Annotated in this window: 21 protein-coding genes; 13 read left to right on the plus strand and 8 right to left on the minus strand. The window is 70.8% G+C overall.

Annotated features, from left to right (window positions below; translation table 11 throughout):
* The first annotated feature begins 136 nt into the window (after positions 1-136).
* The gene (locus tag ABD327_RS04990; protein ID WP_344448942.1) at positions 137-1,150 is read left to right on the plus strand and encodes a TerC/Alx family metal homeostasis membrane protein; all 1,014 of its coding nucleotides are present in this window, start codon (positions 137-139) and stop codon (positions 1,148-1,150) included.
* Here ABD327_RS04990 and ABD327_RS04995 read toward each other — a convergent pair.
* Entirely contained in the window at positions 1,129-3,591 is a 2,463-nt protein-coding gene (locus ABD327_RS04995; protein ID WP_344448943.1) for a glycoside hydrolase family 65 protein, read from the minus strand. The genes ABD327_RS04990 and ABD327_RS04995 overlap by 22 nt on opposite strands.
* A 79-nt stretch (positions 3,592-3,670) precedes the next feature.
* On the minus strand, positions 3,671-4,231 hold the full coding sequence (locus ABD327_RS05000; protein WP_344448944.1) for a hemerythrin domain-containing protein: 561 nt from the start codon (positions 4,229-4,231) through the stop codon (positions 3,671-3,673).
* A gap of 180 nt (positions 4,232-4,411) precedes the next feature.
* Between ABD327_RS05000 and ABD327_RS05005 the strand changes: the two genes are divergently transcribed.
* Positions 4,412-5,608: a hypothetical protein gene (locus ABD327_RS05005; RefSeq protein ID WP_344448946.1), complete on the plus strand. Its 1,197-nt coding sequence runs from the start codon at positions 4,412-4,414 to the stop codon at positions 5,606-5,608.
* A 70-nt stretch (positions 5,609-5,678) separates the two neighbouring features.
* On the opposite strand, the gene ABD327_RS05010 is transcribed toward ABD327_RS05005, so the two are convergent.
* Both ABD327_RS05010 and ABD327_RS05015 read right to left on the minus strand, forming a co-directional pair.
* Complete coding sequence (locus ABD327_RS05010) at positions 5,679-7,313, minus strand: hypothetical protein (protein ID WP_344448947.1); 1,635 nt, start codon at positions 7,311-7,313, stop codon at positions 5,679-5,681.
* Positions 7,310-8,242: an ABC transporter ATP-binding protein gene (locus ABD327_RS05015; protein WP_344448948.1), complete on the minus strand. Its 933-nt coding sequence runs from the start codon at positions 8,240-8,242 to the stop codon at positions 7,310-7,312. The genes ABD327_RS05010 and ABD327_RS05015 overlap by 4 nt, the downstream gene beginning before the upstream one ends.
* Positions 8,243-8,393: 151 nt before the next feature.
* Between ABD327_RS05015 and ABD327_RS05020 the strand changes: the two genes are divergently transcribed.
* Positions 8,394-9,128 (plus strand): hypothetical protein, encoded by a 735-nt coding sequence (locus ABD327_RS05020; protein ID WP_344448949.1) that lies wholly within the window; start codon positions 8,394-8,396, stop codon positions 9,126-9,128.
* Between the two features lie 6 nt (positions 9,129-9,134).
* Here the strand turns inward: ABD327_RS05020 and ABD327_RS05025 are convergent, their stop codons facing one another.
* Both ABD327_RS05025 and ABD327_RS05030 read right to left on the minus strand, forming a co-directional pair.
* Positions 9,135-10,421 carry an ArsB/NhaD family transporter gene (locus ABD327_RS05025; RefSeq protein ID WP_344448950.1) on the minus strand — a complete coding sequence of 429 codons (1,287 nt, stop codon included), beginning with the start codon at positions 10,419-10,421 and terminating at the stop codon, positions 9,135-9,137.
* Between the two features lie 16 nt (positions 10,422-10,437).
* Positions 10,438-10,896, minus strand: coding sequence for a CBS domain-containing protein (locus ABD327_RS05030; RefSeq protein ID WP_344448951.1), 459 nt, complete (start codon positions 10,894-10,896; stop codon positions 10,438-10,440).
* A 255-nt stretch (positions 10,897-11,151) separates the two neighbouring features.
* Here ABD327_RS05030 and ABD327_RS05035 point away from each other — a divergent pair, with 255 nt between their 5' ends.
* From ABD327_RS05035 to ABD327_RS05055, 5 genes are all read left to right on the plus strand, one after another.
* Entirely contained in the window at positions 11,152-11,799 is a 648-nt protein-coding gene (locus tag ABD327_RS05035) for a response regulator (RefSeq protein WP_344448952.1), read from the plus strand.
* Between the two features lie 87 nt (positions 11,800-11,886).
* Complete coding sequence (locus ABD327_RS05040; protein WP_344448953.1) at positions 11,887-13,071, plus strand: sensor histidine kinase; 1,185 nt, start codon at positions 11,887-11,889, stop codon at positions 13,069-13,071.
* A complete protein-coding gene (locus tag ABD327_RS05045) occupies positions 13,068-13,730 on the plus strand; it encodes a response regulator (RefSeq protein ID WP_344448954.1) in 663 nt (220 codons plus the stop codon). The genes ABD327_RS05040 and ABD327_RS05045 overlap by 4 nt, the downstream gene beginning before the upstream one ends.
* Before the next feature lie 163 nt (positions 13,731-13,893).
* The gene (locus ABD327_RS05050; RefSeq protein ID WP_425547061.1) at positions 13,894-14,667 is read left to right on the plus strand and encodes an ABC transporter ATP-binding protein; all 774 of its coding nucleotides are present in this window, start codon (positions 13,894-13,896) and stop codon (positions 14,665-14,667) included.
* A complete protein-coding gene (locus ABD327_RS05055; protein ID WP_344448955.1) occupies positions 14,664-17,162 on the plus strand; it encodes an ABC transporter permease in 2,499 nt (832 codons plus the stop codon). Before ABD327_RS05050 ends, ABD327_RS05055 begins: the two co-directional genes overlap by 4 nt.
* 3 nt (positions 17,163-17,165) lie before the next feature.
* Here ABD327_RS05055 and ABD327_RS05060 read toward each other — a convergent pair whose 3' ends face one another.
* Positions 17,166-18,176, minus strand: coding sequence for a HAMP domain-containing sensor histidine kinase (locus ABD327_RS05060; RefSeq protein WP_344448956.1), 1,011 nt, complete (start codon positions 18,174-18,176; stop codon positions 17,166-17,168).
* A gap of 147 nt (positions 18,177-18,323) precedes the next feature.
* On the opposite strand from ABD327_RS05060, the gene ABD327_RS05065 reads away from it, so the two are divergent.
* Together ABD327_RS05065 and ABD327_RS05070 are read left to right on the plus strand one after the other, a co-directional pair.
* Positions 18,324-18,887, plus strand: coding sequence for an SPFH domain-containing protein (locus ABD327_RS05065; protein ID WP_344448957.1), 564 nt, complete (start codon positions 18,324-18,326; stop codon positions 18,885-18,887).
* Complete coding sequence (locus ABD327_RS05070) at positions 18,878-19,147, plus strand: cation:proton antiporter regulatory subunit (protein ID WP_344448958.1); 270 nt, start codon at positions 18,878-18,880, stop codon at positions 19,145-19,147. The genes ABD327_RS05065 and ABD327_RS05070 overlap by 10 nt, the downstream gene beginning before the upstream one ends.
* Here ABD327_RS05070 and ABD327_RS05075 read toward each other — a convergent pair whose 3' ends face one another.
* On the minus strand, positions 19,148-20,296 hold the full coding sequence (locus ABD327_RS05075) for a site-2 protease family protein (RefSeq protein ID WP_344448959.1): 1,149 nt from the start codon (positions 20,294-20,296) through the stop codon (positions 19,148-19,150).
* A gap of 235 nt (positions 20,297-20,531) precedes the next feature.
* Between ABD327_RS05075 and ABD327_RS05080 the strand changes: the two genes are divergently transcribed.
* Genes ABD327_RS05080 through ABD327_RS05090 form a run of 3 tightly spaced genes read left to right on the plus strand, consistent with a single transcriptional unit; the run spans position 20,532 to position 23,508 of the window.
* Positions 20,532-21,791: an ABC transporter substrate-binding protein gene (locus tag ABD327_RS05080; RefSeq protein ID WP_344448960.1), complete on the plus strand. Its 1,260-nt coding sequence runs from the start codon at positions 20,532-20,534 to the stop codon at positions 21,789-21,791.
* Entirely contained in the window at positions 21,788-22,678 is an 891-nt protein-coding gene (locus tag ABD327_RS05085) for a carbohydrate ABC transporter permease (RefSeq protein ID WP_344448961.1), read from the plus strand. Before ABD327_RS05080 ends, ABD327_RS05085 begins: the two co-directional genes overlap by 4 nt.
* Positions 22,678-23,508, plus strand: a complete 831-nt coding sequence (locus ABD327_RS05090; RefSeq protein WP_344448963.1) for a carbohydrate ABC transporter permease — start codon at positions 22,678-22,680, stop codon at positions 23,506-23,508. The genes ABD327_RS05085 and ABD327_RS05090 overlap by 1 nt, the downstream gene beginning before the upstream one ends.

The raw sequence follows: 23,508 nt of genomic DNA on the forward strand, positions 1-23,508 counted from the left end.
ACGTGATCTCACTCCCATCGGGAGGGGATCACTCCTGGTGAGGTATGTATCGGGATTTTCGGGAGAGAAGGGATCTACGACGACGCCTCGCTCGTTGGGTGGTCGCCGGAGCAGGCAAAACGGGTAGGAGGCTGGGATGGAGATTTCGGTACTCGGGTGGGGATTGACGCTCGGCTTCATCGCCGTTCTGTTCGCCCTGGATCTGGGACTGGGCGTGCTGAGGCCGCACCATGTGGGGTTCAAGGAGGCCGCGGCCTGGTCGACGTTCTACGTCCTGGTGGCGCTCGCGTTCGGGCTGGTGGTGGGGACGCAGTTCGGCTGGGGGTACGGCGGGGAGTACTACGCCGGTTACCTCGTGGAGAAGAGCCTGTCCGTGGACAACCTCTTCGTCTTCGTGATCATCATGTCGACGTTCGCGGTGCCCGACAAGTACCAGCAGGAGGTCCTGACGTTCGGGATCCTGCTGGCGCTGGTGCTGCGCGCGATCCTCATCGCGCTGGGCGCCACGCTCCTGGCGCTGTTCTCCTTCATGTTCCTGCTGTTCGGGCTGCTGCTGATCTGGACGGCCGTGCAGCTCTTCCGGCACCGCAACGAGGACGCCAACGTGGAGGACAACCTGCTGGTCCGGGCCGCCCGCCGGTTCCTGCCCGTCACCGACGAGTACATGGACGGCCACATGGTGACCAGGGTGGACGGACGGCGGGTGGTGACACCGCTGTTCATCGTCCTGCTCGCCATCGGCGGGACGGACATCCTGTTCGCGCTCGACTCCATTCCGGCCGTGTTCGGCGTGACGCAGGAGGCCTACATCGTCTTCGTGGCGAACGCGTTCGCGCTGCTCGGCCTGAGGGCGCTGTTCTTCCTCGTGACGGGCCTGCTGGACCGGCTGGTGTACCTGTCGACGGGCCTGGCCCTGATCCTGGCGTTCATCGGCGTGAAGCTGATCCTGCACTGGGCCCACGACCTCAGCGACGCGGTGCCCGTCGTCACGACGCCGTTCTCCCTGGCCGTCATCGCCGTGATCCTGACCGTCACGGTCGTGGCGAGCCTCGTCAAGATCCGCCGCGACCCGTCGGCGCGGGCCCACTCGGGCAGCGTCGTGGTGGTGAGCCGCGCCCCGGGCCGGCCTCAGGAGAAGAAGGAGGAGTGACCGGGTTTCTGCGCCAGCCGGTGCACGAGCCGGTCGCCGCCGCCCAGCATGTGCCTCTGTCCCTCCACGACGACGGCGATGGGGGCGGCGGCGCCCGGCCTCGCCCGCACCAGCACCTGCTCGTGGCTGATCTGGAAGTGCAGCCAGTGCCCCCGGTAGCGCAGGTCGAAGTCCAGCCACTTGAGGTCGTCGGGCAGGCAGGGGTGCAGCCGCAGCGCGTCGGCCCGGGTCTCCAGGCCGGTGTAGCAGCGCTGGAAGATGTCGATGGTCCCGGCCATCGCCCCCAGGTGGATCCCCTCCCGCGTGGTGCCGCCCTGGGTGTCGGAGAGGTCGGCGGCGAGCGCCTCGCGCAGCAGCTCCCATGAGCCCTCGCGGTTGCCGCGGGACATCACCCAGGAGTACACGACACTGCTGAGCGTCGAGCCGTGGGTGGTGCGGGACCGGTAGTAGTCCACGGTCTCGGGGATGGACGCGGGGTCGAAGTCGTAGCCGAGCCGCTCCAGGACCGCGCCGAGCTCCTCGGCGCTCAGCAGGTAGAAGAGCATGAGCACGTCGGCCTGCTTGGAGGCCTTGTAGCGGTTGGTGGTGTCGTCCTCGGCCTCCAGGATGAGGTCGAGGCGGCCGATGTTCCCGTACCGGGCGCGGTAGCCGTCCCAGTCCAGCTCCTCCAGTTCGGCGTAGCCCTCGAACTGCCCGATCAGGCCGCCCGGCAGGAACGGCACGTGCAGCCTGCGGCTGACGCGGTCCCACTGCTCCAGCTCGCCCGGTGTGACGCCGAGCCGCTGCCACAGGTCCTCGGTGTGGTGCCCGCCGAGGACCTCGTGCGCCTCCAGGACCCGGGCGAGCGTCCAGGCGGCCATGATGTTGACGTAGGCGTTGTCGTCCAGGCCTTCCCCGGGGCGGTCGGGGTAGCCGTCGTGGAACTCGTCCGGCCCCATCACACCGCGCAGGTGGTAGCGGCCGTCCTCGGGGTCGTGTTCGGCGATGGACACCCAGAAGCGGGCGATCTCGACGAGGAGTTCGGCGCCGTAGGCGGCGAGGAAGTCGATGTCGCCGGTGACCTGGTAGTAGAGCCAGATGTTGTAGGCCACCGCGTGGTCGACGTGGTACTGCCGCCGCGAGTTGTCGGCCATCCAGCGCTTGGAGCGGGGGTTGTAGAACTGCCGCGGGGTCTCCTCCTGCCCGTCGCTCCCGCTCTGCCAGGGGAAGAGGGCTCCGGTGGCGCCCGTCTCGCGGGCCAGGCGCCGGGCATGGGGGAGCCTGCGGTAGCGGTACAGCAGCAGGGCCCTGGTCAGCTCCGGCACCCGCAGGTTGAGGATCGGGAAGACGAAGAGCTCGTCCCAGAAGATGTGGCCCCGGTAGCCCTCGCCGTGGAGGCCCCGCGCCGGGACCCCCACGTCGAGGTCGGCGGTGTGCTTGGACAGGGTCTGCGCGAGGTGGAAGACGTGAAGGTTGAGGGCGCGCCGCTCGACCGTCCCGTCGTCGCCCTGGAAGGACAGGTGGAAGCGCTTCCAGAGGTGCTCCCAGGCGAGGAAGTGCTCGTCGCGCAGCGTCTCGAAGCCGGGGGTGTCGGCGAGTTCGTCGCGGGTGGCGTCGAGGGGCTCGGAGATGGCCCTGTCCCGGGAGGTGAAGACGGTGACGGTCTTGTCGACCGTCGCGGGGACGGACGGCGAGACGGCGAAACTCAGTTCGTTCCCTACGGAGCGGGGGCCTTCGACGGGCAGGGAGGCCGCGAGGGCGGGCCGGTGATCGCGGTGCAGAAGGGTCCGGGCGGCCTGGGCGACGCAGACGTCGGACTGCACGGTCTCGCAGGCGAGCCAGTAGGTGTCGCCGTGCCGGCCCTTGGCGGGTTCGCTGAGGTGCTCCTTGGCGAGCTCTGCGAACTCGGCCACGTTGTCGTTGCGGACTCCTCCGTCCAGCACGCTGCGGACGTGGATCGTCCCCTCCCAGTCCAAAGGGGTGATGGTGGTGCGCAGGGCCGCCACGTGAAACCGGTTCATCGAGATCAGCCGCTCCTGTTGGATGCGGGTGCGCCGCTGCTCCGGATCGCGGACGAACGACTCCCGGAGGAGGATCCCGTGCTGCATGTCCAGCACCTCGTGCCGGTGCTCGACCTCGTAGCCGCCGGGGGTGAACCACGACCCGCCCTCGGGGCGGAAGGTGACGGGCAGCCAGTTCGTGACGTTGACTATGCTCTCGTCCTCCCTGACGTGCCCGTGCACCTCCGAGGCGAGCCGGTTGTAGACGCCGGCGATGTAGGTGGCGGGGTAGTGGACGCCGTCCGCGGACGCCTCGGGAACCGCCCCCCGGGTGGCGAAGTAGCCGTTGCCGAGAGTCAGCAGCGCCTCCCGGGTCGACTCGTCGGTCGGGTCGGCCTCGGTATAGGAGAGCAGCCACTGGCTGTCCGGCATCTCGCACAGGGAGCAGACGGGGAGGGTCATGAAACTTTTGCTGCCCCGTGTCTGCCCTGGTCAAAACCGGATTTATCTCACTGTGCCGCTCGCGGGAGGCTCCCGGCGGTCAGCTCTTGTTGGAGCGGATGGCGTCGCGGATCCGGTCGGTGAGGGCGGCGACGGGGCCGACCAGCAGGTTCTTGGTGGCCGACTCGGTGCCCGGGTGCGGGTGGGTGGGGGCGGTGGCCTCGGCGGCCTTGACCGCGGTGACCAGGGTGCGCAGCTGGCTCGGGCCGAGGTGGCTGCGCAGCTGCGGGAACTCGTAGCGCTCCTCGGCGCGGGCGTGGTTGAGGACGGCCATGCGCAGCCGGTCCAGCATCGACATGAAGTTCGGGTCGTCGGTGTCCATCTTCTCCAGGGTGGACAGCAGCTCCTTGGCCTTGCGCTCCTCCTCGAGCCGGTCTTCGATGAGCGCGTCGCCGTGGGGCAGCGACTTCCGCGCCATCGGATGGACGATCTCCTCCTCGGCGGTCTCGTGAATGGCGAGCAGGCGCACCAGCTGCGCGAAGGACTGCTTCCTCTCCTCGCCGGCGCTCATCAGCGTCTGCATGAACAGGTGCCGGATCTGCGCGTGCTGCTCGACGAGCAGGTCGATGACGTCGGTGTGCGTGGCGGAGGTTTGAGCCATGTCGGTTCCTTCCAAGATGCGGATGTTGTGGCCCTTACCCGGCTTCCGACCGCGCATGACCCGTTGTGGGGCGGAAAAAGTAATGAAATTTTTACTGTTGTGAGATGCAGTTGATGCGGGTAAGGGCGGGATGGGTCTGTTGATCCGTACCGAAATCCTCACCCTGAAAGGACCGGTCATATGGCGTTCAATCCTCTCGAGCACCGCGGAATCCCTCTGGAGAAGCAGGTGCGCAGCTGGCGCGAGCTGAACGTCGAACCGCTCGACCCCGACAACGCGGACCCCTACACCCGGTGCCGCGTCATCACGATGAACGGCATCGAGGTGGAGGCCGTCATGTTCAGCCACCACCTGAACCGGGTCTGCGCCGACATGGAGGTCAAGCAGAAGCTCGCCGAGATCCGCTACATCGAGCAGCAGCAGCAGAAGGCCGTGAACTGGCTGCTCCCCGGCCAGGCCTCGGTGCTGGAGACCACGATCGCCTACGAGCAGGTGGCGGTGGACCTGACCGGCTGGGTCGCCCGCATGGAGCCCGACCCGTACCTGAAGCAGGCGTACGAGTTCGGGGTGCTGGAGGACTTCGACCACCTCTACCGGTACGCCAACCTCTTCGAGATGATCGAGCACCGCAAGGCCGAGGAGATCGTCGACGGTCTCACCGAGGTCATGCCGGGCCGCCCCACCATCCAGCACCACCGGCACCCCGCCGACAACCTGAACGAGCCCTACGACCGCAACTCCGCGGCCCCGATCTCCAAGCTGCACGCGCTGACCATCATGGCCGCCGAGCAGCAGACGATGAACTTCTACATGAACGTCGGCCCGCAGTACATGGAACCGATCGCCCGGCAGCTCTACCAGGAGATCGGGATGGTCGAGGAGGAGCACGTCACCCACTACGAGTCGCTCGTCGACCCCGGTGAGACCTGGTGGGAGCGGCTCGTCAACCACGAGTACAACGAGTGCTACCTGTACCACTCGTTCATGGAGACCGAGAGCGACCCCAGGATCAAGGCGATCTGGGAGCTGCACCTCAACATGGAGCTCGCGCACCTGCACGCCGCGTGCGACCTGATGCGCACCTACGACGGGCGCGAGCCGGAGAGCGTCCTGGCCCCCGAACTGCCCGCCCCCGTCACCTTCGAGCCGAACAAGCAGTACATCCGCGACCTGCTGGCCAACCAGGTGGACCTCACCAAGCTCGGCACCGGCTACGTCTGGGAGGCGCACGAGCGCTTCGAGAAGATGCAGCAGCAGCTCATGGGCGGCCGCCCGCCGGCCAGCGAGGAGGTCATCACCGAGCACCGCGACCGCATGGGCGGCGACTACCGCCTGGAGACCGAGGGCCCGCACCCGGTCGACCGGCTGCGCGCGTAGCCGATGCCCCCGACGGCCGGAGCCGCCGACTCCACTCGGGAGCGGGAGTCGGCGGCTCCGGCCGTCAGAGTCAGTCCCCGGCCAGGTCGCGCCGCTCGAAGGCGAGCAGTCCCAGCCCCGCCAGGGCGAGCCCGAGCACGGTGAGGACGGCGGCGGAGACGGCCGCGAAGGGCTCGGTGGGGACGATCGCCAGATGGTGGAAGGGCGAGAGCCACAGCACCGGCTCCGGCCAGTCGAGGCCGGGGCCGATCGTCTCCATCAGGTAGGCGGTGAAGACGAGGGCGGCGGGGAGCACGACGGCGGCCCGCGGCGCCAGGGCGTAGACGAGCACGGCCAGGCCGGTGAAGAAGACCGTGACGGGAAGGCTGTTGAACGCCGCGCCCAGCACGTCCGCCAGGGGGATGCCGGAGTCCGACAGGCGGGCGCCCGTCCACATCAGCAGACCGGCGGCACAGGTGATGACGACGGCCCCCGCGAGGGTCAGGGCGAGGTGGCCGCCGAGCCAGCGCGAGCGGGTGACCGGACGGGTGAGGACGGCGTCCAGCCGCCCGGAGGACTCTTCGGCCCGGGCCGCGCCGATCCGCCAGCACGCGTGGAGCGAGACCAGCATCCCGACCAGCGTGCCCATCATCCCGACGAACGACGAGACCACCTGGTCGACGTTCCAGCCGATGGACGCCAGCACCTCCCGGTAGGAGGGGTCGTCGGCGATGAAGTCCATGACGGCCTCGACCAGCAGTCCCATCACCAGCGCGTAGAGCCCGATGCCGGCCGTCCACCCGGCCAGCATGCCCCGGGTGGCGCGCCAGGCGAACGCGGTGGGCCCGCCCAGCAGCCGGTCGCGGGGCGGCCGGCCGTCGCGCTCGGCCAGCAGCGACCCGCCGGTGTCGCGCAGGCGGCGCAACCGGGCCGCGGCCGCCGCGAGGACGAGCGGAGCCAGGAGCAGCAGGGTCAGCGCCGTCCAGCTCGGCTCCCTGAAGGCGTGGAGCTCGTCCATCCAGCCGTAGGGGGTGAGCCAGCGCAGCCCGCCGAGGGCCTCGTCGCTGTTGGCGACCACCCGTACGAGGTAGGCCGCGCCGAGCGCCACCGCGGCGATCGCGGTGGTGCGCCGGCGGATGAGGAACAACTGGGAGAGGACGGCGGCGACCCCGGCGAAGGCGCCCCCGAACCCGGCCAGGCCCAGCCCGAAGAGCACCGCCCCTCCGGCGTGCGCGCCGGTCGCGGTCAGCGTCACCGCGACGGCGGCGCCGGCCAGCAGGAGGGCGGAGCCGATCACCAGCGTCTGCGCCAGCAGGACCCGGCCCGCGCCGACCGGCCCGGTGAGGACGAACTCCGCCCGGCCGGACTCCTCCTCACCGCGCAGCAGCCGCCCGGTGACGAGCAGCGCCCAGATCGCGGCGATCGACTGCATGAACCAGCCGGCGTCCCAGACGACGAACCCGCCCACGGTGTCGACGGCGTGCGGGAAGCCCTGCATCATCCGGACGGCCGGGCTGTCCTGGAACTGGGCGAGAGTGGAGCGGGAGGCGGCGTCCGGGTAGGTGGCGAGGTAGCTGAGGGCCTCGACGGCGGCGAAGAACGCGAGCCCGAGCGCCAGCAGCAGGGCGCCGCGCCGGACCAGGCGGACCGTCAGCCCGAGGACGGCGCGGCCGGCGGACGCGCCGGTGGTCGCGGCGGAACCGGCCTCGGCTTCGAGGACCGTCATCGGCCGCCCTGTCCGTCGAGGCGGGCCGCGGGCCCGGCTTCCCGCGCCGCGGGCGTCTCGTAGTAGGCCATGAAGATCTCCTCCAGGCTGGGCTCGTGGCTGCGCAGCCTGGTCAGCCCCGCGCCGGTGAGCCGCTCCAGCAACGGGACGGGGGAGCCGGAGACCGTCACCCTGACCCCGTCGGCGAGGGGCTCGACGGAGGTCACCCCGGGCACCGCCGAGAGGTCGGGCGCGGGCCCGTCGAAGGCGGCGTCGTAAACGGTGGAGCCCAACCCGCGCAGGTCGGCGAGGGTCGCGACCTCGACCAGCCTGCCGTCCCGCAGGATCGCCACGCGCTCGCAGACGTCCTCGACCTCGTCCAGGATGTGCGAGGACAGGAAGACCGTCTGGCCCTGTGCGGCGGCCTCCCGGGTCAGCGCCTGGAACTCGGCCTCCATGAGCGGGTCGAGTCCGGCGGTGGGCTCGTCCAGCAGCAGGACGTCCGGGCGGGTCATGAACGCCGCGACCAGCGCGACCTTCTGCCGGTTGCCCTTGGAGTAGGAGCGGGCCCGCAGGCCGGGGTCCAGCCGGAGCCGTTCGATGAGCTCGTCCCGGTAGGCGGTGTCCACCCGGCCGGACAGCCGTCCCAGGTAGGTGAGGATCTCCATGCCGGTGAGCTGCGGCCACAGCGACACGTCGCCGGGCACGTAGCCCAGGCGGCGGTGGGCGGCCCGCACGTCGCCGACCGGCACGCCCATGATCCACGCCTGCCCGGACGTGGGCCGGATGAGGTTGAGCAGCAGCCTGATGGTCGTGGATTTTCCCGCCCCGTTGGGGCCGAGGAAGCCGAAGACCTCCCCTCGGGGGACCTCCAGGTCGAGGCCCTCCAGGGCGGTCACGCGCCCGAAGCGCTTGGTCAGCCGTTCGGTCCTGATAGCCGCGTCCGTCACCCGGTACCTCCGCCTCTTCTGCTGTGCCCCAAGGCTAGGGCGGAGCGGCGGGGAGGGCCATGGGCCCAAGGTCCCGAGCGGGCGGCGTTCGCTCGCGGGGGCCGAGGGGTAGGGGATATTCCGGACGAGACTCTCGGGGGAGCGGAAGACGATGACGAGCACCGAACCACGCGGGCGGGTGGAACCCACGCGGTACGCCGCCGAATCGCCGCCGGTCGTGCGCGAGCCCTTCTGGGCGGGGTCCGTGCGCGCGGTGTTCGGCGCCGCCAGCAGGCTGCGCGGCGGGCACGTCTTCCACCCGGCGGGCGCCATGTACGCGGCGACCCTGACGATCGACCACGGGGACTTCCTGCGGGGCGCCAGCGAGCACAGGACGTACGAGGCGGTGGTCCGGGTCTCCAAGGCGCTGTCCCTGCCCCGCGGCCTGCCGGACTTCCTGGGGATCGCCCTGCACGTCCCCACCTCGGAGGGGCTGCTCGACCTGCTGTTCGCCACGACCGGCCGCCGGGTGGGGCTGCGCCACGTCCTGGTGCCCCGCCGTTCGTTCACCTCCGGCGTCTACACCACCCTGATGCCCTACTCGATCAAGGGCAGGACCGCCGTCCTGGGCCTGTTCCCGCTGCGCGGGCGGCGGATCCCGGCCCGGCTGGACGAGTTCGACCGCGCCGTCACCGAGGCGCCGCTCGCCTTCCGAGTGGCGAGCGCCTCGCCGGCCGGCTCCTGGCGGCCCCACGGCACCCTGCGCGTCCACACGCCCTGGTCCGGAGAGGACCTGGGGGCTTTCGATCCCGAACTGCACAATGTTCCGGAACTCCACCCCACAGGCCCTTTCCAGACCGTGCGCCGCCTGGCCTACCAGGGCTCCCGCGGCGCCCGCGGCGAGTGACGCCGGTCAGGTGAAGTAGCGCAGGTAGACGTAGACCCAGGCCATCAGGGTGCTCAGGACCGTCACGATGATGCCGTAGCGGGTGAACTCCCAGAAGGAGATGCGCTGGCCGGTCTGGGCGGCGATGCCCAGGGCGACCACGTTCGCGCTGGCCGCGATCGCGGTGCCGTTGCCGCCGAAGTCGGCGCCCAGGGCGAAGGCCCACCACAGCGCCTGCCCGGTGTCGGCGTCCGGCATCTGGGCGACGACCTCCTCGACGATCGGGGCCATGGTCGCGGTGTAGGGGATGTTGTCGAAGAACGCCCCGAGGACGGCCGACCCGAACAGCAGCGAGGTCGCCGCGGCCAGGGGGCTGTCGCTGAAGGTCTCGATGGCCCAGGAGCCGGCGGTCTCGATCACCCCGGTGTTGGCCAGGCCCGCGACCATGACGAACAGGCCGGCGAAGAAGACCAGCGTGGGCCACTCGACCTCTTCGAGGACGTCGTGGACGTCGGCCTTGGTCACCAGCAGCATGACGCCCGCGCCGACCAGCGCGACGATCGAGGGCTCCAGGTGCAGCACGGAGTGCAGGGAGAAGGCCAGGATCACCAGGGCGAGGACGGTCAGGCAGCGGAAGAGCAGCTTGGTGTCGGTGATGGCACGGCGTTCCTGCAGTGCCATGATCTCGGCCGCGCGTTCGGGGTTGTACTGGAAGGACTTGCGGAACATCACCCGGGTGAGCAGCACGAAGGCGACGAACGTGATGACGACGATCGGCGTCATGTGGACGAGGAAGTCGTTGAAGCTCAGACCGGCCCTGCTGCCGATGATGATGTTGGGCGGGTCGCCGATCAGGGTCGAGGCGCCGCCGATGTTGGACGCCAGGACCTCGGCGATGATGTAAGGCTGCGCGGGGATGCCCAGCCGCTTGCAGACCACGACGGTGACCGGGACGACCAGCATGATCGTGGTCACGTTGTCCAGGAAGGGCGAGGCGATCGCGGTGATGGCCATCAGCATGACCATCAGCCGGTATGGTCGCCCCTGGGAGCGTTTGGCCGCCCAGATGGCCAGGTAGTCGAAGATGCCGGTCTGCTTGACGATGCCGACGATGATCATCATTCCGAGGAGCAGGAAGATGACGTTCCAGTCGATGCCCTCGTGTTCGGAGAAGAACACCTCGGAGCCCGGGGCGAGCCCCAGGACGATCATGATTCCGGCCGTGACCAGCACGACCTTGACTTTGTCTACTTTTTCGGTAGCAATGAAAGAGATAGCGACGACGAAGAGGGAGAGCGCCAGGATTCCGGTCATGAGGTGAGGTCTCCCGTCACTCGCCCGGCGGGCCGGCGAGCGCGAGGCTGCCGACCAGTCGGTCCAGGGTGACGGCCCCCAGCAGGGCGTGGTCCTCGACTACTGCCACCAGCGGGCTGCGCAGTCTGGCCATCAGCGCCGCCACCTCCAGGAGGGTGGCGTCGGGGCGGACGGACGTCAGCCGTCCCACTCCCCGGACCACGCAGTCGCCCACGGTCAGGCCGTTCAGTTCCTCCCAGAAGAGGTCCGCGTGCGCCTCGTCGACCGCACGGGCCAGGGCCGGGTCGTCCTGGTAGGCGCGCGGTACGGCCATCCTCAGTACCTGGGTGCCCGGGAGCACCAGCCGCGGCCGCCGTTGACCGTCCACGACGATCAGGCCCGGGAGTCTGCCCAGTGCCATCACCCGCACCGCGGTCGCGACCGAGTCCTCGAGTGTGACGGTCGGGACCTGTACGGCGATGTCACGTGCTTGCATGGATCACGTACCCTCCATCCAGTTCTTCCTGCCGTACGGGGTTTTCGGGCAGGCAAAAGCGTCATTCTCAAGTGTGTAAAAACCGGACACTTGGTGACTATCCGTACAGACCCCCATTTCTCTTGGGGACACCCTGTAGACGGGAGGGGCGGAGACCGGCCGGAGAACCCGGTGATGGGGGTGGGCCCGCATGGACACCCGGTCACGCAGGGTGGACTCTGTAAGGCAGGGAGCGACGGAGGGAGAACGGAGAACATGGTGGAGTCACCTGTCCGGATTCTGCTGGCCGACGACCACGCGCTGGTCAGGCAGGGACTTCGGCTGATCATCGACGCCGAGCCCGACCTGAAGGTGGTGGCGGAGGCGTCCGACGGGGCGGAGGCGGTGCGGGCCTGCGATCCGGAACAGGTGGACCTGGCCATTCTGGACATCGCGATGCCCCGGATGACCGGACTCCAGGCCGCCCGCGAGATTTCCAGACGCGCCCCGGGCGTCCGGATCCTGTTCCTGTCCATGTACGACAACGAGCAGTACTTCTTCGCCGCGCTCAAGGCCGGCGCCAGCGGCTACGTCCTGAAGTCGGTCGTCGACCGCGACCTCATCGAGGCCTGCCGGTCCGCGATGCGGGGGGAGCCCTTCCTGTACCCGGGCGCGGTGGCCGCCCTGATCCGCGAGTACCTCGGCCGCGAGGAGGACGCGCCCGACAGCGTCCTCACCCCGCGGGAAGAGGAGGTGATCAAGCTGGTCGCCGAAGGCCACTCCTCCAAGGAGATCGCCGAGACCCTGACGATCAGCGTGAAGACCGTGGAGCGGCACCGGGCCAACATCCTCGCCAAACTCGGCATGAGGGACAGGCTGGACCTCACCAAGTACGCGATCCGCACCGGGCTCGTCGAACCCTGAGCGCCCGCCGGCCCGTCATCCCGAGGTCGTACGGAGGTCCGCCGCCGGGCTGATCCGCGGCGGCCGGAGTGTGCGTACGCTGCGGTGATGACCGTGAAGACGCTGGAGCGGCTGCGGCGGCACCCTCGGCTCGTGGACCTGCTGTGGACCCTTCCGCTGTTCGCCTACGCGCTGGTCTTCATGCCGACCTCGCTCGGTCCCGCCGCCGCAGGGCTGCCGCCGGACCCGTTCCTCCTGGCGATGGTCTTCGGGCTCCTGACCCCTCTGATCTGGCGCAGGAGATGGCCGCGCGGCGTGTTCGCGGTCATCGGCCTGGTCTCGTTCGCGCAGTGGCTGGCCGGGGTGGATCCGCACGTGGCCAACGTGTCCGTGCTGGTCGCGCTGTACACGGTCGCGTCCCGCTCGACGCTCCGGTGGGCGCTGGCCGCGGCGGCCGTCAGCGTGTTCGGGTTCGCCCTGCCCGCCTTCGACGGGGGCCAGAGCTTCAAGAGCGCCCTGAACGCGATGGCGACGGTCACCGTGTTCGTCGTGGCGATCCTCATCTTCGGCATCTACCTCCGCACCCGGCGCGCCTACCTGCAGAGCCTGGAGGAACGCGCCCTGCAGGCCGAACAGGAGCGCGACACCCAGGTGCGGATGGCGATGGCGGCGGAACGGGCCAGGATCGCGCGCGAACTGCACGATGTCATCGCCCACAACGTCAGCGTCATGGTCGTGCAGGCGGACGGGGCCGCGTATGCCATCGACACCGACGTGGAGCGGGCCAGGAACGCGCTGGAGACGATCTCCACCACCGGCAGGCTGGCGCTGGGCGAGATGCGGCGGCTGCTCGGGGTGCTGCGGGAAAGCGACGACACCGGCTCCTACACCCCGCAGCCGGGGGTCGGCCAGCTCGGCGAGCTGGTCGAACAGGTGCGTGAGGCCGGCCTTCCCCTGGAGTTCACGGTCGAGGGCGAGCAGAAGGAACTGCCGCAAGGGCTTCAGCTCTCGGTCTTCCGCATCGTCCAGGAAGCCCTCACCAACACCCTGAAGCACGCGGGGCCGGGCGCGAGCGCGTCCGTGCGGCTCCGCTATGAAGACGGCGGAGTGGAGATCCACGTCCGAGACGACGGTCACGGAACCGCCGAGGCCGAGAACGACGGGAAGGGGCATGGATTGGCAGGGATGCGCGAACGCGCGGCGCTGTACGGGGGGACGGTACGGGCGCGACCCGTCCCGGGCGGCGGGTTCGAGGTGGCCGTGCGGCTTCCCGCCGGAGAGGCGGTCCGATGATCAAAGTGGTGCTCGTCGACGATCAGGAGCTGGTCAGAGCCGGTTTTCGCATGGTTCTGGACGCCCAGCCCGGTCTGGAGGTCGTGGGCGAGGCGGGGGACGGCCTCCAGGCGCTCGAACTGCTGCGCGCGACCCGGGCGGACGTCGTCCTCATGGACGTGCGGATGCCCCGGATGGACGGCATCGAGGCCACCCGCCGGATCGCCCCCGGGCCCGCCGGGACGAAGGTGATCATCCTGACCACCTTCGACCTGGACGAGTACGCCTTCGCCGCGATCAAGGCGGGGGCCGCCGGGTTCCTGCTGAAGGACGCCAGGCCCGCCCAGCTCATCGAGGCGATCCACGCGGTGCACTCGGGCGACGCTGTGGTGGCCCCCAGCACGACGCGCCGTCTGCTGGAGCGCTTCGCCGGCCACCTGCCCGAGGAGGGCGGCGCCCGTGCCGCCGCGCCGGGCACCGAGACGCTGACCGATCGGGAGCGGGAGGTCCTCCTCCTGGTGGCCAAGGGGCTGTCGAACGTCGAGATCGGCAAGCGGCTGTACGTGGCGGAGGCGACGGTCAAGACGCACGTCGGGCGCATCCTGACCAAGCTGGACCTGCGCGACCGGGTTCAGATCGTGGTGTACGCCTACGAGACGGGCCTGGTGCCGCGCGGCTGACCGCCCCTCCCTCCGGGGTAGTACGACCCCGGTCGCACCCCGGCCGCGCGGATCAGACGGAAGAGCACGGAGGCGCGAGACCCGAGACCGATGGCCGGGAGGCCGCGGATTCCTAGCGTTGATCACGTCCTCATCCGACCTGATCCAGCCTAGGAGCACCATCGTGACCGGCTTCGCCCCCAGCCCTCCCCTTCGGGACCCCCGCCCGCCCGGCCCGGCCGTGGCGGCCGTCGACGTCGTCAAGACCTACGGCCGCGGCGATGCCGCCGTCCACGCGCTGCGCGGCGTCGGCGTCGAGTTCGTCAGGGGCGGGTTCACCGCGATCATGGGGCCTTCCGGCTCCGGCAAGTCCACGCTCATGCACTGCCTCGCGGGGCTCGACACCGTCACCTCCGGTTCGGTGCTGATCGGCGGCACCGACCTCACCGGGCTGGACGACAGGCGGTTGACCCTGCTGCGCCGCGAGCGCGTCGGATTCGTCTTCCAATCCTTCAATCTGGTGCCCACGCTGACGGCCGAGCAGAACATCCTGTTCCCCCTGGAGCTGGCCGGCCGTAAGCCCGAGAAGCCGTGGTTCGACCAGGTCGTCGACGTCCTGGGGCTGCGGGAGCGGCTCGGCCACCGTCCGTCCGAGTTGTCGGGCGGCCAGCAGCAGCGGGTGGCGTGCGCGCGGGCGCTGCTGTCCCGGCCCGAAGTGATCTTCGCCGACGAGCCGACCGGGAACCTGGACTCGGTGACCGGCCGGGAGGTGCTCGGGCTGCTGCGCCGGTCGGTCCGCGACCTGGGTCAGACCATCGTCATGGTCACCCACGACCCGGTGGCCGCTTCTTTCGCCGATCGCGTGGTCTTCCTGCGGGACGGTCTGATCGTCGACGAGCAGACCGGCCCGACGCCCGACGCGGTGCTGGACCGGCTCAAGCGGCTGGGGGGCGCATGACCAGGACGGTTCTGGCGAGGTTGGCCGCCCAGCGCGCGCGGCTGCTTCTCACCGCGCTCTCCGTCATCCTCGGGGTGGGGTTCATCACCGGCACGTTCGCGCTCGGCGATCTCATGCGCGCCGGTTTCACCCAGGAGTTCGCCGGTTCCGCCGACAAGGTCGACGTGGCGGTACTGCCGTCCGGTTCCGGCGGGGAGCTCCCCGCCGGGCTGCTGGAGAAGGTCCGCGCACTGCCGGGGGTGGCCGACGCTCGGGGCGTCGTCCGGGGCGAGGCCCCGCTGGTGGGCAGGGACGGCCGCAGCCACGGGAACGCGACGACGCTCGGCTTCTCGCTGCCGGCCGACGGCCCGCTGCGGCGCTACACCGTGCTGGAGGGCCGGATTCCGGCCGCGCCGGACGAGGCGGTGCTGAACGAGAGCCTGGCCGAGGACACCGGATTCCGGCCGGGGGAGCGGATCGGTGTGCTCGGCCCGGACGGGACCGTGCGCTCCTTCCGGCTGGTGGGCGTCGTCGACGTCGGCATCGACGGGAAGCTCACCTCGCGGGGCGGGGTGGGCTTCACCGAGGACGCCGCGGCCCGGATGACCGGCCGGAAGGGCTACGTCGAGATCGACGTGGCGGGCCGGGTGACGCCCGAGCAGGTGCGGGCCGCCCTCGGCGGCGCCGGTTCCGGCGTCGAGGCGATCACCGGGGAGGAGCTGGGCCGGCGGCTGTCGACGGCGGCCGGGGCCGACATCGAGGCGATCACCGCCGGAGTGCTGGCCTTCGGGCTGATCTCGCTGCTGGTCGCCGGGCTGGTCATCGCCAACACGTTCACGATCCTGGTGGCGCAGCGGGCGCGGGAGCTGGCGCTGCTGCGCTGCCTGGGCGCCACCCGGCGGCAGGTCTTCGGCGCGGTCGTCGCCGAGGCCGCGCTGGTCGGAGCCGTCGGCTCGCTGGCCGGGCTGGCCGTGGGGCTCGGGCTGGGCGCGGGAGGGGCGGCGGCGGTGAACGCCCTGGGCATGGAGGTCCCGGTGGGGGTGTCGCTCAGCCTCCGGACGGTCGTCGTCGCGCTGTCGGCCGGGACGGCCGTGACGGTGCTGTCGGCGCTGCCGCCCGCGTTCCGCGCCACCAGGGTGGCGCCGCTGGCCGCGCTCCGCGCCGAACCGGAGCCCGGTGAACGGTCCTTCCGGCTGGGACGCGCCCGCTGGGCGCTCGCGGTCCCGTCCGCGTGCGGGAGCCTGGCGCTGACCGTCCTCGGGCTGAGGATGACGCCGGGAGAGAACGCGATGTTCACCGTCGCGGGCGGAGGCGCGCTGGCGTTCCTCGCGGTCGTCGCGGTGATGCCGCTGCTGGTGCGGGCGCTCGGCCTGCCCGCGGGAGGCCGGCTCACCGGGCTGCCGGGGCGGCTCGCCGTCCAGAACGTGCGGCGGACGCCGCGCCGTACCGCCGCCACGACCGTCGCGCTGACCGTCGGGGTCGGCCTGATGAGTCTGTTCGCCGTGGTGGGGGCCAGCAGCAAGGAGACGGCCGACCGCAAGATGTTCGAGCAGTTCCCCGTCGACTACCGGCTGCACACGGCGGCCACCGGGCACACGATCCCGCGCTCGGTGGCCGAGGAGCTGCGCGGGCAGACCGGGATGTTCTCCTCGGTCACCCGGATCCGTTCGGTCGAGACGAGGTTCGGCTCGGACGAGCAACCGGTGGCGTCCGTCACGCAGGCGTCGCTGGGAACCGTGGCGAGACCCGAGATGAAGCACGGATCCCTGTCGGACCTGCGAGAAGGCACCGTCCTGGTCAGCGAGGCGTTCGCCGCCCGCGAGGGGCTCGCCCCGGGAGACGTGGTGCCGGTCCGGACCGGGCGCGGGACGGCGCGGGTGAAGGTCTCCGCCGTCTACGCGGGCGAGGCCGCGATGATCCCCGACATCGTCCTGCCCGAAGCGGACTTCACCCGGTACTTCGGGGAGGTGGACGACACCTCCGTCTACGTCAACCTCCGGAAGGGCGCCCCGGTGGCCGAGGCGAACGCCGCCGTCGACGCGGCCGTGCGGGCCCACCCGCTGGTGAAGGTCTCCACAGGCGCCGCGATGAAGGCGGAATTCGCCAAGGCGATCGACACGCTGATCGGGATCTTCGCCGGGCTGCTCGGGCTGGCCGTCCTCATCGCGCTGTTCGGGATCGTCAACACGCTGACCCTCTCGGTGCTCGAGCGGACCCGGGAGACCGCGCTGCTGCGGGCGCTGGGCGTCAGCCGCGGACAGCTGCGCGGAATGCTGTCCGCCGAGGCCGTGATCATGTCGCTGCTCGGGGCGGTGGTGGGCGTGCTGCTCGGCACGCTGTTCGGCTGGGCCGCGATCCGCTCGCTCTTCTCCAACTTCGTCTTCAGCCTCCCCTACGGGCAGCTCCTGCTGTACCTCGTGCTGGCGGTGGCGGCCGGGCTGCTCGCCGCGGTCCTGCCCGCCCGGCGGGCGGCCGGGGCCTCCATCGTGGAGTCCCTGAACGCGGGCGGGGGCTAGCCGCTAACCCGCCGCGGCGCCGCGCTCCCCGCCGATCGGGACGGCCAGGCGGACCCGGGTGCCCCCGGCGGGGCCGCCCGTGATCGAGAGCCTGGCCCCGATCAGCAGGGCGCGCTCGCGCATGCCGAGGATGCCCGTCCCGTCGGTGCTCGGCGGCCCGCAGCCGTCGTCGGTGACCTCCAGGACGATCAGGCCCGGTTCGCGGCTCAGGGACAGGCAGGCGTGTCCGGCGCGGGAATGGCGGGCCACGTTCGTGAGGCTCTCCTGGGCGATCCGGTAGATCACCAGCTCGGTGTCGGGGTCGAGGTCCGGGGGAGCCTCCAGGCTCCTGTCCAGCTCCAGGCCCTCGACGTGGTCGAACTCCGAGACCAGGGCGCTGAGGGCGCTGAGCAGGCCCAGGTCCTCCAGGACGCCGGGGCGCAGCCGCCGGGCCACCCCGCGGACCTCGTCCAGGCAGGAGCGGACGCTCTCGCGGACCGCCCGCATGTCCTCGGTGAGGTCGTCGGGGACCCGGTCCACCACCCGTTTGAGCTGCAGCAGCACCACGGTCAGGCTCTGCCCGATCTCGTCGTGCAGTTCCCGGGCGATGCGCTGCCGTTCGGCCTCCTGCGCGGCCAGCACCCGGGCGGTGCTGGCGCTGCGGTCGGCTTCGAGTCTGTCGAGCATGGCGTTGAAGGTCCTGATCAGATGGCTGAGGTCCCCGTTGCCGCTGATCTGCAGCCGGTCGCCCGAACGCAGCGAGTCGAACCGCTCCATCAGCGTGGTGAGGCCGTCCAGCGGGGCGAGGCTGGCCCGCAGCAGGAACGCGTTCGCGGTGACCATGAGCGCCAGCCCGACGGTCAGCACCGGCAGTTCGGTGAGCAGGACGGGCGAGGACACGGTCGCGGGGGACAGGGCGAGCACGGTGGTCCCCACCGCGAAGATCAACCCGTTGATCACGAGCAGACGCCGGAAGAGGCTGTTCACCGGGCTGCGTCTTCCAGCTCTCCCCGCCGGGGCGTTGCGTGCCGTCATACCGCCAGGGTGACCCCTCACCAGGCCTCTTGTCGATGCGTGACGGCACCCACGGGGGGTGGGGGGCGGAACGGGGCGAGGTTGGGGGTCAGACCCGATGGCCTTTTCCGTGCCGAAGGGAGACTCTTGACATGGAAGGAGGACAATATGTCCGACGAACCCGACTACCTGACCGGCTCCCTGGTGGCGGGCGCGCTCCTGGCGCTCCTGGCCCTGGTCGCCGCGGTCTGGCGGGTCGGTCCCGAGGAGCGGCTCGTCGTCCGCCGCTCCGGACGGATCCGCGCGGTGACCGGCCCCGGCCTCAGGTTGATCATCCCCCTCCTCGACCGCGCCACCAGGGTCTCGGTCCGCCCGCTCCAGGCGGACCTGTGGTGCCGCACCGGATCCCGCGACGACGTCTTCGCGCTGGCCCAGGGCCGGGTGACCTTCACGGTGAGCGACCCCCGGCGGTACGCCTCCGACCCGGACGCGGCCCTGGCCCGGGCCTGCCGCGCCGCGGAACAGGTCCTGTGCGGCCACATCGCCTCCCGGGAGCTGGGCGACCTGAGCTGGCCCGGCGGCCAGAGCCGGACCCTGGCCGCCCGCGTCCCCGAGACGGCGGGACTGACCGCCGTCGACCTGGAGCTCCTCGACCTGGAGATCCCCCTGAGACACCAGCCGGTCCGCAGCCCCGTCCCGGACCCCGACCCGGAGGAAGCATCTTGGAACTGACCCGCACCACCCTGCCCGGCTACGGCCACATCCACCACGCCCGCACCCGCGGCGGCCACCTGCTGAGCGTCACCGAGACCCACGACGGCCGCCGCGAACTGGCCTTCTACGCCGGAGAGGACCTCGACACCCCCGTCCAGACCATCCGCCTGGACCGGGACGAGGCAGACTCCCTGGCCCAGCTCCTGCAGGACGAGCCCCTCCTGGACCGGCTGGCCGCCCTGGAACGCGAGGTCGCCCGCCTGGCCACCCTGAGCTGATCAGCCGCCGAGGGAGCGGCGGGCCTCCGGGTGGAGGAGCAGGCCCCGCCGGTAGATGACGGACAGGTCGGCGGTGGTGACCATGCCGAGGACGCTCCGCCCGTCGGTGACCACCGCGACCAGCTCGCGTTCCACCGGCCGGGTGGTGAGGAGGTCGTCGGCCGGGGCGTCCGGCGGCCGGAGGTTACGGTCGGGGAGCTCGGTCATGTGATCGCGGACCGGGGTGCCGTGCCGGTCCTCGGGAACACGGGTGAGCAGGTCGGCGTGGACGACGCCGACGGGCCGGCCGTCGACGTCCACGACGGGGAACACGTTCTGGCGGGAGAAGGCGACGGTCTCGCGGAGGAAGGCGCCGACCTCCTGCCACGCGGGGGCGCAGTCGGGCGAGGGGTTCATGACCTCGCCGACCCGGACGTCCTTGAGCGTGTCGCGGACCAGGCGCGCGGTGCCCTCGGCCTTGGCGGAGACCATGAGGAACCAGCCGACGAGCATCGTCCACAGCCCGCCGCCGGACCGGGTGAAGACCACCTGCGCGGCGCCCAGGACCACCAGCGCCAGCCCGACCGAACGCCCCGCGCGGGCGGCGGCCAGGTCGGCGCGCGTCAGGTCGTGGTAGCGGCGCCACAGGATCGCCCGCAGCACCCGCCCGCCGTCCAGGGGAGCGCCGGGCAGCAGGTTGAACACGCCCAGCAGCACGTTCATGAGCGCCAGCCATATCAGCGGCTGGACCAGCAGCGCGGGCGCGTCCAGGGCCAGCGAGACGAAGGCGCCGACGCCGAACAGCACGCCCAGCGCGAAGCTGGCCAGCGGCCCGGCCGCCGCGATCGCCAGGTCGGCCTGCGGGGTGGGCGCGTCGTCCTCCAGCTCCGACACCCCGCCGAGCATCCACAGGGTGATCGAGTGCACCCGCACCCCGCGCCGCAGCGCGACCAGGCTGTGCGCGAGCTCGTGCACCAGCAGGCAGGCGAAGAACACCACCGCCACCGGTACGGCGACCGCCCAGTAGACCTCCGCCGGACGGCCCGCGTCGGCCCTGGGCAGCACACCGGTCGCCAGGATCAGCCCCACCAGCCCCACGATGAACAGGGCGGACCACTGGGCCCCGATCCTGATGCCGGAGACCCTGCCCAGAGGGATGACCTTGCTCATCTCTTCACCGTCCGTTGCGGCTGACCGCGGCGCATGTCGAGGGTCACCTTCCATCATGCTTCCGGCCGGCACTGGACCTTAGGGACGAAGGTCACTCCCTTCGGCCGCGTCGTCCGGGCGGAGGTAAAACCATGCCCAAGGCGGGTCATCGAAGAGGTGCTCGCCGTGAACGGCGGAAAGGCACGGGTAAGGGCGGGGGACGGCGTGCCGGGGAAGCGGGTGTTGGGGGCGGTCGATGCGGAGCGTGCGGCTGGGGCGGAGGTACCTGGCGGGCGCGCTCGCGGGGCTGACGCTGGCCGTCACGGCCGGATGCGGAGAGCAGGAGAGCGGCCGGACGCCCGTGGTCAACCTGTACAACGCGCCGCAGGAGAACCTGGCGCGGATCGTCGAACGGTGCAACGGGCTGGCGAAGGGCGCTTACCGCATCGTGCTCAACACGCTGCCGCGAGGGGCGGACGACCAGCGGGAGCAGCTCGTCCGGAGGCTGGCGGCCGAGGACTCCGGACTGGACGTGCTGGGCTTGGACGTCACCTGGACGGCGGAGCTCGCCGAGGCCGAATGGATCAGGGAGTGGACGGGCGAGCACGCGCGCAAGGCGAAGGAAGGGACGCTTCCTCAGCCGCTCGGCACCGCGACGTGGCGGGGGAGGCTGTACGCGGCGCCGTACAACACCAACGTCCAGCTCCTCTGGTACCGCTCGGACCTGATCCCGGAGCCGCCGTCGACGTGGTCCGGGCTGATGGACGCCTCGGCAGGGCTCGCCGCCGAGGGCAAGCCGCACTACGGCGAGGTGACGGGCGCGCAGTACGAGGGCATCGTCGTCTGGTTCAACAGCCTCGTCGCCTCTGCGGGAGGGCAGATCCTCAGCCCGGACGGCGAGCAGGTCGTGCTCGGGCCGCCCGCCCTCCAGGCCTTGCAGGTGATGCGGGACTTCGCCCGCTCGCAGGCGGCGGACCCGTCGCTGTCCAACACCAGGGAGGACGACGCGCGCCTGGCCGTCGAGTCGGGACGCGCCGCGTACGAGGTCAACTGGCCGTTCGTGTACGCCTCCATGGCCGCCAACCGGCCGGATCTCGTCAAGGACTTCAAGTGGGCCCCCTACCCGGGCATCACCGGGGACGGACGTTCTCCGCTGGGCGGGGCGAACCTCGCCGTCAGCCGGTACTCCGAGCATCCCGAACAGGCCTTCCAGGCCGCCCTGTGCCTGCGTGACGCCGAGAGCCAGCGCATCGCGGCCACCAGGGACGGGCTGCCGCCGACCATCGAATCGGTCTACTCCGCCGAAGGCATGGAGGAGGCGTACCCGATGCGCGACGCCATCCTCCAAGCCCTCAAGACCGCGGCACCGCGTCCCCAGACGCCCACCTACCAGAACGTCTCGACCGTCACGGCGGTGACACTGTCGCCGCCGTCCTCGATCGACCCGCCGAGCACGCTCAGGACACTGCGCGAACTGATCTCCGACGCGCTCCGGAGCAGGGGGGTGCTGCCGTGAAGAGACGCCTCGCCGAGGGGGAGAGGTCCGAACGCCGGCTCGCCTGGTGGCTGTGCGCGCCCGCCGTGCTCGTCATGCTGCTGGTGACGGCCTGGCCGATCCTCTACTCGGTGCTGCTGTCCTTCCAGCGCTACGACCTGCGCTTCCCCGACGGCCGCGAGTGGATCGGCCTGACCAACTACGGGACGGTCCTCACCAGCGGATTCTGGTGGAGCGCCCTGTGGGTGACCCTCCTGATCACCGTGGTGAGCGTGCTCATCGAACTGGTGCTCGGCATGGCGCTGGCGACGGTGATGTACCGCACGCTGGTGGGACGCGGGCTCGTCCGCACGGTCGTCCTCATCCCGTACGGCATCGTCACGGTCGCGGCGGCGTTCGGCTGGAAGTACGCCTGGACGCCCGGCACCGGCTGGCTGGCCGGGCTGCTGCCGCCGGGGCAGGCGCCGCTCACCGAGCACTGGCCGGCCATCGCGATCATCATCCTGGCCGAGGTGTGGAAGACGACCCCGTTCATGGCGCTGCTGCTCATGGCGGGTCTGGCGCTGGTGCCGGAGGACGCGCTGAAGGCCGCGTCCATGGACGGCGCGAGCGCCTGGCAGCGGTTCACGATGATCACGCTGCCGTTGATGCGGCCGACGATCCTGGCCGCGCTGCTGTTCCGGACGCTGGACGCCTTCCGGATCTTCGACAACGTCTACGTGCTGACGAACGGGGCGCAGGGCACCGCCTCGGTGTCGATCACCGCGTACCACAACCTGATCGGCGGGCTGAACCTCGGCATCGGCTCCACCATGTCGGTGCTGATCTTCCTGGTCACGGCGTTCGTCGCGTTCCTCTTCGTCAAGGTCCTCGGCACCGGGACCCCGGGCTCGGGAGGGCGGCGCTGATGGCCGTGAGCACCGCGCGACGCGCCCGCTGGGCCCTGGTCGACCTGATCGTCCTGCTGTACGCGCTGATCCCCGTGCTGTGGCTCGCCTCGCTGTCCGTCAAGACCCCGGCGGGCGTCACCGACGGCGCGTTCGTCCCGCGCGAGTGGACCTTCCAGAACTACCGGGGCATCTTCCAGAACGACGACTTCCTGCGCGGCCTGGTCAACTCGATCGGGATCGGGCTCATCTCCACGCTCATCGCGGTGGTGGTCGGCACGATGGCCGCCTACGCGATCGCCCGGCTGCGCTTCCCCGGCCGCTCGGCGATCCTGGGCGTCTCGCTGCTGATCGCGATGTTCCCGCAGATCTCGCTGGTGACCCCGCTGTTCCAGATCGAGCGGGCGCTGGGCCTGTTCGACACCTGGCCGGGGCTGATCCTGCCGTACATCACCTTCGCGCTCCCGCTGACGATCTACACGCTGGCCAATTTCTTCGAGGAGATCCCGTGGGAGCTGGAGAAGGCCGCGAAGATGGACGGCGCCACCCCGCTGCAGGCCTTCCGCCTGGTCATCGTGCCGCTGGCCGCGCCGGGCGTGGTGACCACCGCGATCCTGGCGTTCATCGTCTGCTGGAACGACTTCCTGTTCGCGATCTCGCTGACGTCCTCCAGCGCGGCCCGGACGGCCCCGGCGACGATCTCGTTCTTCACGGGCGCCTCCCAGTTCGAGGACCCGACCGGTTCGATCGCGGCGGCGGCCGTGGTCATCACGATCCCGATCGTGGTGTTCGTGCTGTTCTTCCAGCGCCGGATCGTCTCCGGCCTGACGTCGGGCGCGGTGAAGGGATGA

It is taken from the genome of Actinocorallia aurantiaca (genome assembly GCF_039533685.1).
GTDB classification, from domain to species: Bacteria; Actinomycetota; Actinomycetes; order Streptosporangiales; family Streptosporangiaceae; genus Actinocorallia; species Actinocorallia aurantiaca.

Excerpts from the sequence above, each read along its gene's own strand:
- ABD327_RS04990 (WP_344448942.1), top strand. The coding sequence starts at position 137 with ATGGAGATTTCGGTACTCGGGTGGGGATTGACGCTCGGCTTCATCGCC.
- ABD327_RS04995 (WP_344448943.1), bottom strand. The coding sequence starts at position 3,591 with ATGACCCTCCCCGTCTGCTCCCTGTGCGAGATGCCGGACAGCCAGTGG.
- ABD327_RS05000 (WP_344448944.1), bottom strand. The coding sequence starts at position 4,231 with ATGGCTCAAACCTCCGCCACGCACACCGACGTCATCGACCTGCTCGTC.
- ABD327_RS05005 (WP_344448946.1), top strand. The coding sequence starts at position 4,412 with ATGGCGTTCAATCCTCTCGAGCACCGCGGAATCCCTCTGGAGAAGCAG.
- ABD327_RS05010 (WP_344448947.1), bottom strand. The coding sequence starts at position 7,313 with ATGACGGTCCTCGAAGCCGAGGCCGGTTCCGCCGCGACCACCGGCGCG.
- ABD327_RS05020 (WP_344448949.1), top strand. The coding sequence starts at position 8,394 with ATGACGAGCACCGAACCACGCGGGCGGGTGGAACCCACGCGGTACGCC.
- ABD327_RS05025 (WP_344448950.1), bottom strand. The coding sequence starts at position 10,421 with ATGACCGGAATCCTGGCGCTCTCCCTCTTCGTCGTCGCTATCTCTTTC.
- ABD327_RS05030 (WP_344448951.1), bottom strand. The coding sequence starts at position 10,896 with ATGCAAGCACGTGACATCGCCGTACAGGTCCCGACCGTCACACTCGAG.
- ABD327_RS05035 (WP_344448952.1), top strand. The coding sequence starts at position 11,152 with ATGGTGGAGTCACCTGTCCGGATTCTGCTGGCCGACGACCACGCGCTG.
- ABD327_RS05040 (WP_344448953.1), top strand. The coding sequence starts at position 11,887 with ATGACCGTGAAGACGCTGGAGCGGCTGCGGCGGCACCCTCGGCTCGTG.
- ABD327_RS05045 (WP_344448954.1), top strand. The coding sequence starts at position 13,068 with ATGATCAAAGTGGTGCTCGTCGACGATCAGGAGCTGGTCAGAGCCGGT.
- ABD327_RS05055 (WP_344448955.1), top strand. The coding sequence starts at position 14,664 with ATGACCAGGACGGTTCTGGCGAGGTTGGCCGCCCAGCGCGCGCGGCTG.
- ABD327_RS05060 (WP_344448956.1), bottom strand. The coding sequence starts at position 18,176 with ATGACGGCACGCAACGCCCCGGCGGGGAGAGCTGGAAGACGCAGCCCG.
- ABD327_RS05065 (WP_344448957.1), top strand. The coding sequence starts at position 18,324 with ATGTCCGACGAACCCGACTACCTGACCGGCTCCCTGGTGGCGGGCGCG.
- ABD327_RS05075 (WP_344448959.1), bottom strand. The coding sequence starts at position 20,296 with ATGAGCAAGGTCATCCCTCTGGGCAGGGTCTCCGGCATCAGGATCGGG.
- ABD327_RS05080 (WP_344448960.1), top strand. The coding sequence starts at position 20,532 with ATGCGGAGCGTGCGGCTGGGGCGGAGGTACCTGGCGGGCGCGCTCGCG.
- ABD327_RS05090 (WP_344448963.1), top strand. The coding sequence starts at position 22,678 with ATGGCCGTGAGCACCGCGCGACGCGCCCGCTGGGCCCTGGTCGACCTG.